Consider the following 12,833-nt stretch of genomic DNA (forward strand, 5'->3'; position numbering starts at 1 on the left):
CGTGGGCACGGGGTGCCCACCCTACCGCGCAGGCGCCCTGTATTCCGGGAACATTTCCTTCATCAGGAAGGCATGCAGCTCGTCCGTATCCTGCGGCCGCGCGCTCATCTTGACGACGCGGCCCAGGCGGTGCGAGTCCCAGTCGAAGTCGCCGGTCTTTTCGCGGCGGATCAGTTCGATCATCTTCTTGACCACGGCCGTCTCGACATCCGGCTCGCTGCCCTGCTCCACCGTCACCGCGGTCAGCCAGCGGCGCTTGAAGTTCGGGTTCCAGCCGCGGAACTTCAGGTCCATGCTGTGGAAGGTCTTGTTCGAGACCGAGAAGATGCCGCCGGACTCATTGGCGTCGTCGCGCCCGCGGCTGTTGATGGCGGCGATGTTGGCCAGCGCATTGCGGGTGCCGCGCGCGGCCTCGCTTTCCTCAGTCGTCGTGCTGGGGTCGCGGGCGCCGCGTGCCTGGCGGCGCTTGGCGATGAAGTCCGCCATGTCCATTTCGGGCGCCACTTCCTCGCGTTTGGCTTCCTGCACCGGCTCGGCCTTGGCGACCTCGACCGGTTTTTCGTCGGGCACGGTGATGGTGTCGGGCAGGCGTTCCACGGGCGGCGTCGTCGGCCGCGTGCGCGGTGCGTTCTTCGTCGGTTCGGTGGGCTTGCGGACGGCCGACTTTTGCGGCGGCGGCGGGGACGGCTTCGACAGCGGCGCGACGTAGACGACTTCTGCGCCGGCCGGCGGCGCGGCCCGCTTTTCGGTGCGTTCCGGCTGCCAGAAATACAGGGCTACCAGCAGCAGGTGCAGCCCGATGGTGACGGCCAGGCCGGTGCGGCTGGTGCGGCGCTCGCCATACTGGAGCACGGTGCGTACGGGCAGGGGCTGCCCGCAATGTGCGCAGACATCGCTTTCGTTCGTGCAGGTATGGGGATCGTCACGCAAGTTCAATAGCACTTCCTGGAAAGTCGGCAAAGGCGGCCAGTGCGGAAGTCTACCCGGTTTGGGTCTCTTCCGCACTTCACCTTTACCGAAGCTTACCCGCCTGCTCTGCTAATGGTTGTTACAACTTGTTTCAGGCAGCGCGCGACGGATGGTGCTTTACCGGCTGGTGCGGCTCGTGGGCGACGTGGGCCGCTTCGGCCGCGGCCACATCGTCGTCCGTCATCGGCCCGGTGCCGCTGTACTTGTCGAGGTACAGGTAAATGACCGGCGTGATGTAGAGCGTGATCACCTGCGAGAAGATCAGGCCGCCCACCACCGCCAGGCCCAGCGGCTGGCGCAGCTCGGCGCCGGCGCCGATGCCCAGCGCGATCGGCAGCGCGCCCATCATCGCCGCCAGCGTCGTCATCAGGATCGGGCGGAAGCGCAGGATGCAGGCCTCGCGGATCGCCTCTTCCGGCTTCATGCCCGCATTCCGCTGGGCGTCGAGCGCGAAGTCGATCATCATGATCGCGTTCTTCTTGACGATACCGATCAGCATCAGGATGCCGATCATCGCGATCAGGGTCAGGTCCATGTCGAACAGCCACAAGGTGAGCAGCGCCCCGACCGCCGCCGACGGCAGGCCGGCGAGGATGGTCAGCGGGTGGATGTAGCTCTCGTAGAGCACGCCGAGCAGCACGTAGATGACGCCGATGGCCGTGATGATCAGGATCAGCTGGCTGGACTGGGTGTCCTGGAACACCGCCGCGTCGCCGCCGTACTGGGTGATGACGGAAGCCGGCAGCTTCATGTCGCGTCCCATCTGCTCGATCGCCGCGGTGGCGTCGCCCAGCGGCACGTTCGGCGCCAGGTTGAACGACAGGGTAATTGCCTGCAGCTGGCCCTGGTGATTGACCGCGATCGGGCCGACCGTGCGCCGCACGCTGGCAAAGCTCGACAGTTTCACCAGTTCGCCGGACTTGGCGCGCACCGACACCTTGGACAGCGCATCGTCGTAATAGCGGTCGGCCTCGGCCGCTTCCAGGATCACGTAATAGCTGGCCGCGGTCGAATAGATGGTCGAGACCTGGCGTTCGCCGAAGGTGGCGTACAGCACGGTGCGCACGCTGGCCATGTCCACGCCCAGCAGCGATGCCTTGTCGCGGTCGATGTCGAGCGTGGCCTGGAGGCCGCGGTTCTGGGAGTCGCTGGTGACGTCGCGGAACAGCGGGTTGGCGCGCATGCGCTCGAGGAACTGCTCGGCCCAGCCGCCGATTTCCCCGCCCGAGACGCTCTGCAGCGTGTACTGGTAGCGGCTCTTGCTCTGGCGTCCGCCCAGCTGCAGGTTCTGCACCGGCGACATGTATACCTGCACGCCGGCGATGCCGCGCGTGGCTTTACGCAGCTCGTCCAGCACCACCGGCATGGCCGGACGTTCGGAGCGCGGCACCAGCACCAGGAACATGCGGCCGGTATTGCCGCCGCCGGTGAACGAGGTCACGTTCTGCACATGCTTGTTGCCGCGCATCGCGTCCACGACCTTGCCCTGGAGTTCCATCAGCTTGGCCGACGAGGTGTCCTCGGCAGCTTCGACCGTGACCCGCAGCTGGCCCAAGTCTTCCTCGGGGAAGAAGCCCTTCGGCATGGTCGAATACAGGAAGACGGTCAGCACCAGGGTGCCGACGGCCATCATCAAGACCAGGAAACGGTGGCGCAGCGCCGAATCGAGGGTGCGCGCATAGCCGTTGCGCACGCTCGTGAACATGGCTTCGAAGCGGCGGCCGACCCAGGACATTTCGTGCGGCTCGACGTGGCCGCCGCCCTTGATCAGGCGCGAGCACAGCATCGGCACCAGGGTCAGCGACACCACGGCCGACACCAGCACGGCCAGGCCGACGACCACGGCGAATTCACGGAACAGCAGGCCGATCACGCCCGGCATGAAGAAGATCGGGATGAACACGGCGACCAGCGAAATCGAAATCGAGATGATCGTGAAACCCATCTCGCGCGAGCCGACCAGGGCCGCATGGAAGGGTTTCTTGCCCATCTCCATGTGGCGCACGATGTTTTCCAGCACCACGATGGCGTCGTCGACCACCAGGCCGACCGCCAGCGTAATGCCGAGCAGGGAGATGTTGTCGAGGCTGTAGCCGAAGGCATACAGCAGCGACAGCGCGCCCAGCAGGGAAATCGGGACCGTGACCGCCGGGATCAGGGTGGCCGTCAGGCGGTGCAGGAACAGGAAGATCACCAGGATGACCAGCAGCACGGTGCCGGCCAGGGTCAGGTTGACGTCATGGATCGCTTCGCGGATCGAGATCGAGCGGTCGTTGACGAGGTGGATCTTGATCGACGCAGGCAGTTGCTGCTCGAACTTCGGCAGCAGCGCGCGCACCGAGTCGACCACCTGCACGGTGTTCGCGTTCGGCTGGCGCTGCACCATCAGCACGATCGAGCGCTCGCCGTTCAGGCTGCCTGCGGCCTTGACCGACTGGTAGCTGTCCTCGACCTGCGCCACATCCTGCAGGCGCACCGGCAGGCCGTCGCGGGTGGCGACGATCAGCTTGGCGAAGTCGGCCGCCCGCATCAGCTGGCCGCCGCCCTGGATGGTCAGGCTCTGGGCCGGGCCGTCGAGCACGCCCAGCGGCGCGTTGGAGTTGGCGGCGCGCAGGGCGGCGGCCAGTTCGTCCATCGAGATATTACGCGCGTTCATCATGTCGGAACGGGCGCGCACGCGCACGGCGAAGCGCTTGCCGCCGTTCACGGTGACCTGGGCGATGCCCGGCAGGGTCGAGATCGCTGGCGACACCATGTTTTCGGCGTAATCGTTCAGCTCCGACAGGTTCATCGACGGCGACGTCATGTGCATGAACAGGATCGGCGAGTCGGCCGGATTGACCTTGCGGTAGGACGGCAGGTCCGTCATCTCCTGCGGCAACTGGCGCTGGGCGGCCAGCAGGGCCGCCTGCACGTCCACGGCGGCCTTGTCGACGTCGATCTCGTTGGCGAATTCGAGGGTCAGGTTGGTATTGCCCTGGGTGCTGGTCGAGGTGATCAGCTTGATGCCGGCGATCGTGGAAAATTGCTTCTCGAGCGGCAAGGCGACAGAGGACGCCATCGTCTCCGGGCTGGCGCCGGGCAAGTTGGCGCCGACGTTGATGACCGGGGTGTTATAGCTGGGGAGCGCGGCGACCGGGATGTGCAGGTAGGCGAGCACGCCGACCAGCACCAGGCTGATCGACAGCAGCACCACCATCACCGGACGGCGGATACACAGTTCGGACAAATTCATGCCGCTTTATCCTTTCCGGCAGGTGCAGCCGTTGCGCCTTGCGGCTTGGCGCCCGCGAGACGCACCTTGCCGCCCGGACGCAGGTTCTGCTTGCCCTCGGTAATGACCTGCTCGTTGCCGGTCAGGCCGGTCACCGCCGCGTTCAGGCCGAAGCCGTGCTGGCGCGCAATTGGCACCATGCGCGCGGTGCCGTTCTCGGCCACGTAGACGAAGGTGCCTTGGGCATTGATGATAATCGCATTTTGCGGAATCACGACGGCGTCCTTGATCGTGCGCACCGTGACGCGAGTGTTCACGTATTGTCCTGGCCACAGCAAGCCCTCGCTGTTGCCGAACTGCGCCTTCACGCGGATCGTGCCGCTGGTCGGGTCGACGGTGTTGTCGACGAAGCTCAGTTCGCCGATGACCGGCTTGGCGTCGGCCACGCCGGTGCTCGCCTCCACCGCGACCTTGCCCGCCCGTTGCGCGGCCAGCAGCGAGCCGAGGCTGGACTCCGGCAGCGTGAAGGCGACGTCGATCGGGTCGAGCTGGGTGACGGTGGTGAGCGAGGTGGCCGGCTGCACCAGCGAGCCCGGATACACGTTGATGGCGCCGACGCGGCCGGCCATCGGTGCGCGGATGCTGGTATAGCTGGCGTTGACCTGGCTGGCGCGCACGGCGGCGGTGCTGGCGGCCAGCGCGGCGCGTGCGGCCTCGACCTGGCTGCGCAGGGTGTCGACGGCGCTCTGGGCGAGGAATTTCTGGGCAACCAGTTCTTGGCTGCGCTTGTACTGCCGCTCGAGGTCGGCCAGGTTCGCGCGGCCGCGCTGGACTTCGGCCTGGGCCTGGGCCACGCTGGCCTGGTCGCTGCGGTCGTCGAGCGAGAACATCAATTGGCCGGCCTTCACGAACTGGCCTTCCTTGATGTGCACCTGGCGGATGGTGCTGGTCGTTTGCGGACGCAGGTCGACCGTGCGCTGGGGCGTGACGGTGCCGTTGGCGGCGACGTCGACGCCGACGTCCTGGCGTTGCGGCGCCACCACATTGACGGTGGTCGGCGGCATCGCGCCGCCGGGTCCGCCGCGGCCGCCCTGGGCGCCCTGCCCGGCCTCGGCGCCGGCCTGGGCGTCGCGGTTCATGTACCAGGTTCCTGCCGCACCGGCGGCAACGACGATGGCGATCACTGCTAGCGTATTCTTTTTCATTCAAGTCCCTTACCGCGCGTCCCGGCGGCTTTATCGATCAATGAAGGCAATGCGAAAAGTCCGATGCTACCGATTAAATATGACAGGCGCATGCGGCTTCGTTATTTTTCAGGATAGTACTCCGGCAGCATCAGCGTCACTTCCAGGCCCCCTTCCGGGTGGTTCGCCAGCGTGATGCTGCCGCCGTGCTGTTCGGCGATGTTGCGGGCAATGGTCAGGCCCAGGCCGGTGCCGCCGGATTCGCGCGAGCGCGAGGTCTCGACGCGGTAGAACGGATCGAACACGCGCTGCATCTCTCCCTGCGGAATGCCGGGGCCGGCGTCGCGCACGCGGATGCGCGCCGCGCCGTTGACCCGGTCCACCATCACCTGCGCCTGGTGGCCGTACTTGACGGCGTTGTCGATCAGGTTGCCCAGGCAGCGGCGCAGGTCCAGCGGGCGGCCGAGCAGCTTCCTGCCCGAGCGCCCCGACAGCGTGACGGCCTGGTTGGCGTCGGCGGCATCGTCGACGCTCGAGGCGAGCAGCGAATCGAGGTCGAGCATCTGCATGCTCTCGGTGGTGTCCATGCTGCGCGCCAGGTCGAGCCCTTCGCGCACCATCGCCTGCATCGCCGACAGGTCGCCGATCAGGCGTTCCTGGAGTTCCTTGTCCGCCACCTTTTCCAGGCGCAGGCGCATGCGCGTGAGCGGGGTCTGCAGGTCGTGGGTGATTGCGGCCAGCATCTGCGTCCGCTGGAAGATGTATTGGCGGATGCGCGCCTGCATCGCGTTGAAGGCGGCGCTGGCCTGGCGGATTTCGCTGGCGCCGGTGAGGTCGAGCGGGGCGCGGTTGATGTCGTTGCCGAGGTCTTGCGCGGCCTGCGCCAGCTGCTTGAGCGGGCGCGTCGTCATGCGCGCGACCAGGTAGGCGAGGAAGGCGATGCTCACGAAAAACAGGGCAAGCACCGAACGGTAGTCGGTCTCGGCCGCCACCAGCGTGCGCGGCGGCAGCACGGCCAGGTGCAGCTGCTCGCCGTCGCGCAGGCGCACGTTGAGGTTCTCGCAGGCACCGCGCCACTCGGCGCTGAGCAGGCCGTACAGGATCGGCATGCGCGGCGGATTGGCGCAGGCGGCGGGACGCTGGACGGCCGAGCGGATCAGGTAACTCTTGCCGAGGCGGTCCGACAGCGTTTTGGCAAAGTTCGAGGACTGCGGCGCCTCGACGTGCGGCGTGCCGGCTTCGAGTTGCAGGCCGGGACGGTTGGCCACGGTCAGGTAGGCGCGGCGCGCCGAGGCGGGCACGATCTCGGTGGCCATGATGAGCTGTTCGGCGCGTTCGATCAGGGTCTGGTCGCGCTGGCGCTCGAGCACGCGCTGGCGCTCGACGTCGGCCAGCCACTGGGTCAGCGCGGCCGACACCAGGATCCCCAGCAGCAGCGTGGCAAAAACACGGCCCGTCATCGAGCCGATAAAGGCTTTCACGTGGCCGGCTCCACGGTCACCTGGCCGGCCAGCACGTAGCCGCCGTTGCGCACGGTTTTGATAATTTGCGGCATGCGCGCATCTTCGCCCAGCTTCTGGCGCAGGCGGCTGATCTGGATGTCGATCGAGCGGTCGAAGGGGTCGGCGTCGCGGCCCTGGGTCAGGTTGAGCAGCTGGTCGCGGTTCAGCACGCGGTTCGGATGCTCGAGGAAGACGCGCAGCAGGCGGAACTCGGCGCCCGAGAGCATGATCACGAGGCCGTCGGGATTGACCAGGTGGCGCGCGGTGAGGTCCAGGGTCCAGCCGGAAAAGCGCATCTGCTGCACGTTCTCGGCCGGGGCGTTCGAGGGCATCGCGTGCGAGCGGCGCAGCACGCTGCGGATGCGCGCCAGCAGTTCGCGCGGCTCGAAGGGTTTCGGCAGGTAGTCGTCGGCGCCCATCTCGAGGCCGAGAATGCGGTCGAGCGGCTCGTTGCGGGCGGTCAGCATGATCACCGGCAGGCTCGAGGTGGCGCGCAGCTTGCGGCACAGGGTCAGGCCGTCGTCGCCCGGCAGGTTCAGGTCGAGCACGATCAGGTCGGGGCGCGACTCGTCGAGAATTTTCCACATCGCGTTGCCGTCGCCGGCGGCAAGCGCGCGGTAGCCGTTCGACTCGAGGTAATCGGCCAGCAGTTGGCGGATGTCGCGGTCGTCGTCGACGATGAGGATAGTAGAGGGATTGTCCATGGCCGCAATTATCCCTGCTTACATGGGGTATGCGCAGCGTATTTGTATCGGTATGTATATGAATTCATGAAGGAAACATATTGATACAAAGTGCGTGGCAGGGGACACGCTGGGCTTACATTTATTCGCGAAGATAGGTCCTGTGCAGCGAGCAGTTCATGCGCACATTTGAACGACTCACACACCCAAAGGATCCTGAAATGAACACCATCCGCAAGAATATCCTGGTTGCCTTCGCCGCCATCGGTTTCGCCGGCGCCGCCATCGCCCAGACCGCCCCAGTGCAACCGTCGGAAGGCCGTCATGGCCATGCCGTCAGCGCCGAGCAGCGCGCAGCCCACAAAGCCGAACGCCAGGCGAAGCGGGCCGAGCGCCAGGCCCAGCGCGTTGCCAAACTGCGTGCCGAGCTGAAGCTGACCCCGCAGCAGGAACCGGCCTTCGCCGCCTTCCTCGCCGCCGGCAAGCCGCAGCAGCGCCAGCTGGCCCAGGCGGGCGGCGAGCGCACGAAGCTGGCCGCCCTGCCCGCACCGCAGCGCCTGCAGCTGCAGATCGAGCGCCAGAAGCAGCGCACTGCACGCATGGAAGCCCGCCTGTCGGCGCTGAACAACTTCTACGCCGTGCTGACGCCGGAGCAGAAGCAGGTCATGGACAGCAAGGGGGCGCGCTTCGGCGGCAAGCACCGCGGTCACCGTGGCCACCACGGTCATCACGGTCATCACGGCCAGCGTGGCGCGGCGCTGCAAAGCTACATTGTTTAGTGAATAAAAATGACAAGGGATGCTTCGGCATCCCTTTTTTTGTCGGCTCGCGTACGGCGTAACGTGCAGGGTGGACTCCCGAGTCCGCTCGTCTGCGCTCGTTGCGTACGCGACGCGTTACCTCCACCCCTGGCATGGGGCTTACGCCGCACGCGTGGGCTCAGGAGTCCATCCTGCGTTTCGCCGTTCAGTCCAGCTTCTGCAGCGACCGCAGGAACTTTTCCGCCCCCTGGTAGCCGATCACCCGGCTGTCCGGAATCTCTGCGCCATTGCGGTCGAACAGGATGATGCCCGGCGGCCCGAACAGGCCGAAACGCTTGAGCATGGCCTTGTCGTGGGCATCGTTCGCGGTCACGTCCACCTGCAGCAGCACGGTATCGGCCAGCTTGGCCTGCACCGCCGGGTCGACGAAGGTCAGCTTCTCCATCTCCTTGCAGGACACGCACCAGTCGGCGTAGAAGTCGAGCATGGCGGTCTTGCCGCGGTTGGCCGCCAGGGCCGCATCGAGCTCGGCGACGGTTTTGACACGCTCGAATTCGAGCGCATGGCGCGGCGTACCGCTCAGGTGCGCGAGCGGCGCCAGGGCGTCGCGGCCGCCGCTGGCCACGCCCACCAGCTGCATCGCACCGAGAATGCCGAACACCGCGCCGAGGGCGAGCGAGGCCCAGTGGCCGCGACGGCTCAGCAGCCAGGCGCCGTAGCCGAGCAGGAGCATCGCCCACAGCACCATCTGCACGGCCGCCGGCAGCACCGGCGACACCAGCCACAATGCCATGCCCAGCATCAGCACGCCGAAGAAGCGCTTCACCGATTCCATCCAGGCGCCGGCGCGCGGCAGCAGCGAGCCGGCCGAGACGCCCACCAGCAGCAGCGGGATGCTCATGCCGATCGCCATCGAGAACAATGCGGCCCCGCCGATCAGGACGTCGCGCGTCTGGCTGATGTAGACCAGGGCGCCGGCCAGCGGCGCGGCCACGCAGGGGCCGACGATCAGGGCGGAGATGGCGCCCATGGCAAACACCCCGGCCAGCTTGCCGGAGGCCTGGCGGCTCGATGCGCCGGCCAGCCTCGTCTGCAGCGCGGCCGGCACCTGCAGCTCATACAGGCCGAACATCGACATCGCCATCGCCACGATCAGCAGGGCAAAGGCGCCCAGCACCCAGGGGTTTTGCAGGGCTGCCGCCAGGCCTTCCCCGATCAGGCCGGCCGCCACGCCGAGCGCGGTGTAGACGATCGCCATTCCGAGCGAGTAGGTCACGGACAGCACCAGACCACGCGAGCGCCTGGCCTTGCCGCCCTCGCCCACGATGATGCTCGACAGGATCGGCACCATCGGCAGCACGCACGGAGTAAAAGCCAGGCCCAGGCCGAGCAGTGCGAACGCGGGCACGATGGCCAGCAGGCGCCCGCCTTGCAGGATGGCGTCGATGCCGGCCATCTCGGACGGCGCCTGTGCAGCCGGCGCAGGCCCTGTCTCAAGCGCGGATGGCGTCGCTGCTGGCGCGGTGCTCATGGCGGCGCTTGCCGGGCCTTCGCTCAGCGGGCTGGCGGACAGGATGGACGAGGACTGCGCCGGCGCATTGGCGCCGATCGGCAGGCTCGCCATCGGTGCGGCGCCGCCGGCCGCCAGTTGCAGGCTCGCTTCCTGCGGCGGATAGCACAGGCCGGCGTCGGCGCAGCCCTGGCTGCCGGCGACGAGCGTGAACGGCCCGCTGCCCTCGACCGGAATGCGGATCGTCACGGAGCCCTTATAGGTCTCGACGTCCTTTTGGAAAGTCTCGTCGTACTTCACCTTGCCCGGAGGGATCTGCGGTTCGCCCAGTTTGACGCCGCTGGCGGTGAACTTGAAGCGCTCGCGGTACATGTAGTAGCCGTCGGCGATGGCATAGGTGACGACGGCGGTGCGCTCGCCCTCCATCCGTGCGGACACGCGGAACGCGATCGACGGGTCGAGGAATTCCTCGGCGGCGCGCGCGGGCGTGGCCGTAGCGCTCATGAGCAACAGCAGCGACAGCGCGAAGTAAAGGATGATGTACTGCGCGCGGGACAGGGAACGGGGCATGACTACCTTTGGATTCGACGACACAGCGGAATGGTACACCGGCTGCGTGCCGATGGGTAATGGCCTGCGTCGGCCGGCGGACGGGCGAAAAAAAACCAGGCACGGGGCCTGGTTTTTCTTGTATCGCGGGAGCGATTACTCGGCGGTCGGTGCTTCTTCAGCCGAGGTCACTTCCGGACGGTCCAGCAGCTCGACGTACGCCATCGGCGCGTTGTCGCCCACGCGGAAACCCATTTTCAGGATGCGCAGGTAGCCGCCGTTACGGTTGGCGTAACGTGGGCCGAGTTCGGCGAACAGCTTCTGCACCATTTCGCGGTCGCGCAGGCGGGCGAATGCCAGGCGCTTGTTGGCCAGCGTGTCGGTCTTGCCCAGGGTCAGGATCGGTTCGATGACGCGACGCAGTTCCTTGGCTTTTGGCACGGTGGTCTTGATGGCTTCATGACGCAGCAGCGAGACGGTCATGTTGCGCAGCATGGCGAGACGGTGGGACGAGGTACGGTTCAGCTTACGGAGGCCGTGACGGTGACGCATGGTACTTCCTTTCGAGTGTATAAATTCCAGTTCTTCGATCGTTCATGCTTGCACATGACCGCGGACCGGTTAGTGAGGTTTAAAACTGCCCGGACAACATTGTCCGGGCAGGTACAGCGTGAATTACTTTTCCAGGCCGGCAGGCGGCCAGTTTTCCAACTTCATACCCAGGGTCAGGCCGCGCGAAGCAAGGACTTCCTTGATTTCGTTGAGCGACTTGCGGCCCAGGTTCGGCGTCTTGAGCAGTTCGTTTTCCGAACGCTGGATCAGGTCGCCGATGTAGTAGATGTTCTCTGCTTTCAGGCAGTTTGCCGAACGGACGGTCAGTTCCAGGTCGTCGACTGGACGCAGCAGGATCGGATCGACCAGCGGAGCACGCGATGGTGCTTCGGCGGCGGCTTCCGTGCCTTCCAGGGCGGCGAACACGTTCAGCTGGTCGACCAGCACGCGTGCCGACTGGCGAATCGCCTCTTCCGGGGTGATGACGCCGTTGGTCTCGATGTTGATGATCAGCTTGTCCAGGTCGGTACGCTGCTCGACACGGGCCGATTCCACCGCGTACGACACGCGGCGCACTGGCGAGAACGATGCGTCCAGGATGATGCGGCCGATGGTCTTGTTGGTGTCTTCCGACAGGCGGCGGACGTTACCAGGCACGTAGCCACGGCCCTTCTCGACCTTGATCTGCATGTCGAGCTTGCCACCGGCGGTCAGGTGAGCAATCACGTGGTCCGGGTTGATCAGTTCCACATCATGCGGCAGGTCGATGTCCGATGCCAGCACGGCGCCTTCGCCTTCCTTCTTGAGGGTCAGCGTCACGGAGTCACGGTTGTGGACCTTGAACACGACACCCTTCAGGTTCAGCAGCAGGTCGACGACGTCTTCCTGCACGCCGTCCAGCGACGAGTACTCGTGCACGACGCCGGCGATGGTGACTTCGGTCGGCGCGTAGCCGATCATCGACGAGAGCAGCACGCGACGCAGGGCGTTGCCCAGCGTGTGGCCGTAGCCACGCTCGAACGGCTCCATCACGACTTTGGCGTGACCGGCGCCGAGCGCCTCGACATCGATAATACGTGGCTTCAACAAACTATTTTGCATGAAATGTCCTTTTCAATACCCTCGGCTCGTTACACCGATAAGGCTGATGGCATGGTGAAAACTGAAAGTGCAAACGCCCGCTCGATGATGGAGCGGGCGTAATTACTAACTACTTATTAACGCGAGTACAGTTCGACGATCAGTGCTTCGTTGACGTCGGCGGCGATCTCGTTACGCTCTGGGAACGAACGGAAGGTACCTTCCATCTTCTTGCTGTCGACCGAGACCCAGCTCGGCATGCCGACTTGTTCAGCCAGCGACAGCGCTTCGACGATACGCACTTGCTTCTTCGCCTTTTCGCGAACGGCGATGACGTCGCCGGTCTTGACTGCGTACGAAGCGATGTTCACGACGTTACCGTTGACCGTGAAGGCCTTGTGGCTGACCAGCTGGCGCGCTTCGGCGCGGGTCGAGCCGAAGCCCATGCGGTAGGTGACGTTGTCCAGGCGCGATTCCAGCAGCTTCAGCAGGGTTTCGCCGGTGTTGCCCTTGCGGCGCGACGCTTCTGCGAAGTAGCGGCGGAACTGGCGCTCGAGGATGCCGTACATGCGCTTGACCTTCTGCTTTTCACGCAGCTGGTTGCCGTAGTCCGAGGTGCGGGCACCCGACTTGACGCCGTGCTGGCCTGGCTTGACGTCCAGTTTGCACTTCGAGTCGAGCGAGCGGCGTGCGCTCTTGAGGAACAGGTCGGTGCCTTCACGGCGCGACAGTTTTGCTTTTGGTCCGATATAACGTGCCACGTTGAATCCTTTGATGTATTAATCACGCCCCAGAGGCATCCCGAGGATGCGGCAGGCGCTAGTCCGAC

At 65.7% G+C, this 12,833-nt stretch carries 10 protein-coding genes; 1 reads left to right on the plus strand and 9 read right to left on the minus strand.

The window, feature by feature from the left end; genetic code table 11:
- Nucleotides 1-21: 21 nt before the first annotated feature.
- The 5 genes from ACWCIA_RS21165 to ACWCIA_RS21185 form a co-directional block, all read right to left on the minus strand.
- On the minus strand, nucleotides 22-936 hold the full coding sequence (locus ACWCIA_RS21165) for a hypothetical protein (protein ID WP_454166481.1): 915 nt from the start codon (nucleotides 934-936) through the stop codon (nucleotides 22-24).
- A gap of 124 nt (nucleotides 937-1,060) precedes the next feature.
- The gene (locus ACWCIA_RS21170; protein WP_454166482.1) at nucleotides 1,061-4,204 is read right to left on the minus strand and encodes an efflux RND transporter permease subunit; all 3,144 of its coding nucleotides are present in this window, start codon (nucleotides 4,202-4,204) and stop codon (nucleotides 1,061-1,063) included.
- On the minus strand, nucleotides 4,201-5,388 hold the full coding sequence (locus tag ACWCIA_RS21175; RefSeq protein ID WP_454166483.1) for an efflux RND transporter periplasmic adaptor subunit: 1,188 nt from the start codon (nucleotides 5,386-5,388) through the stop codon (nucleotides 4,201-4,203). Before ACWCIA_RS21175 ends, ACWCIA_RS21170 begins: the two co-directional genes overlap by 4 nt.
- Before the next feature lie 101 nt (nucleotides 5,389-5,489).
- Nucleotides 5,490-6,848, minus strand: a complete 1,359-nt coding sequence (locus ACWCIA_RS21180; protein ID WP_454166484.1) for an ATP-binding protein — start codon at nucleotides 6,846-6,848, stop codon at nucleotides 5,490-5,492.
- Nucleotides 6,845-7,573 (minus strand): response regulator, encoded by a 729-nt coding sequence (locus tag ACWCIA_RS21185; protein ID WP_454166485.1) that lies wholly within the window; start codon nucleotides 7,571-7,573, stop codon nucleotides 6,845-6,847. The genes ACWCIA_RS21180 and ACWCIA_RS21185 overlap by 4 nt, the downstream gene beginning before the upstream one ends.
- A gap of 200 nt (nucleotides 7,574-7,773) precedes the next feature.
- Here ACWCIA_RS21185 and ACWCIA_RS21190 point away from each other — a divergent pair, with 200 nt between their 5' ends.
- Nucleotides 7,774-8,331: a Spy/CpxP family protein refolding chaperone gene (locus ACWCIA_RS21190; RefSeq protein ID WP_454166486.1), complete on the plus strand. Its 558-nt coding sequence runs from the start codon at nucleotides 7,774-7,776 to the stop codon at nucleotides 8,329-8,331.
- Between the two features lie 187 nt (nucleotides 8,332-8,518).
- Here ACWCIA_RS21190 and dsbD read toward each other — a convergent pair whose 3' ends face one another.
- The 4 genes from dsbD to rpsD all read right to left on the minus strand — a co-directional run bounded on the left by dsbD (nucleotide 8,519) and on the right by rpsD (nucleotide 12,765).
- The gene (gene dsbD / locus ACWCIA_RS21195; RefSeq protein WP_454166487.1) at nucleotides 8,519-10,393 is read right to left on the minus strand and encodes a protein-disulfide reductase DsbD; all 1,875 of its coding nucleotides are present in this window, start codon (nucleotides 10,391-10,393) and stop codon (nucleotides 8,519-8,521) included.
- 135 nt (nucleotides 10,394-10,528) lie between these two features.
- Nucleotides 10,529-10,924 carry a 50S ribosomal protein L17 gene (rplQ, locus tag ACWCIA_RS21200; RefSeq protein WP_005663400.1) on the minus strand — a complete coding sequence of 132 codons (396 nt, stop codon included), beginning with the start codon at nucleotides 10,922-10,924 and terminating at the stop codon, nucleotides 10,529-10,531.
- Nucleotides 10,925-11,047: 123 nt separating this feature from the next.
- Nucleotides 11,048-12,025, minus strand: a complete 978-nt coding sequence (locus ACWCIA_RS21205) for a DNA-directed RNA polymerase subunit alpha (protein ID WP_026354946.1) — start codon at nucleotides 12,023-12,025, stop codon at nucleotides 11,048-11,050.
- A gap of 116 nt (nucleotides 12,026-12,141) precedes the next feature.
- Complete coding sequence (gene rpsD / locus ACWCIA_RS21210; RefSeq protein ID WP_379781526.1) at nucleotides 12,142-12,765, minus strand: 30S ribosomal protein S4; 624 nt, start codon at nucleotides 12,763-12,765, stop codon at nucleotides 12,142-12,144.
- Nucleotides 12,766-12,833 lie beyond the last annotated feature (68 nt).

The organism is Massilia sp. SYSU DXS3249, assembly GCF_053668055.1.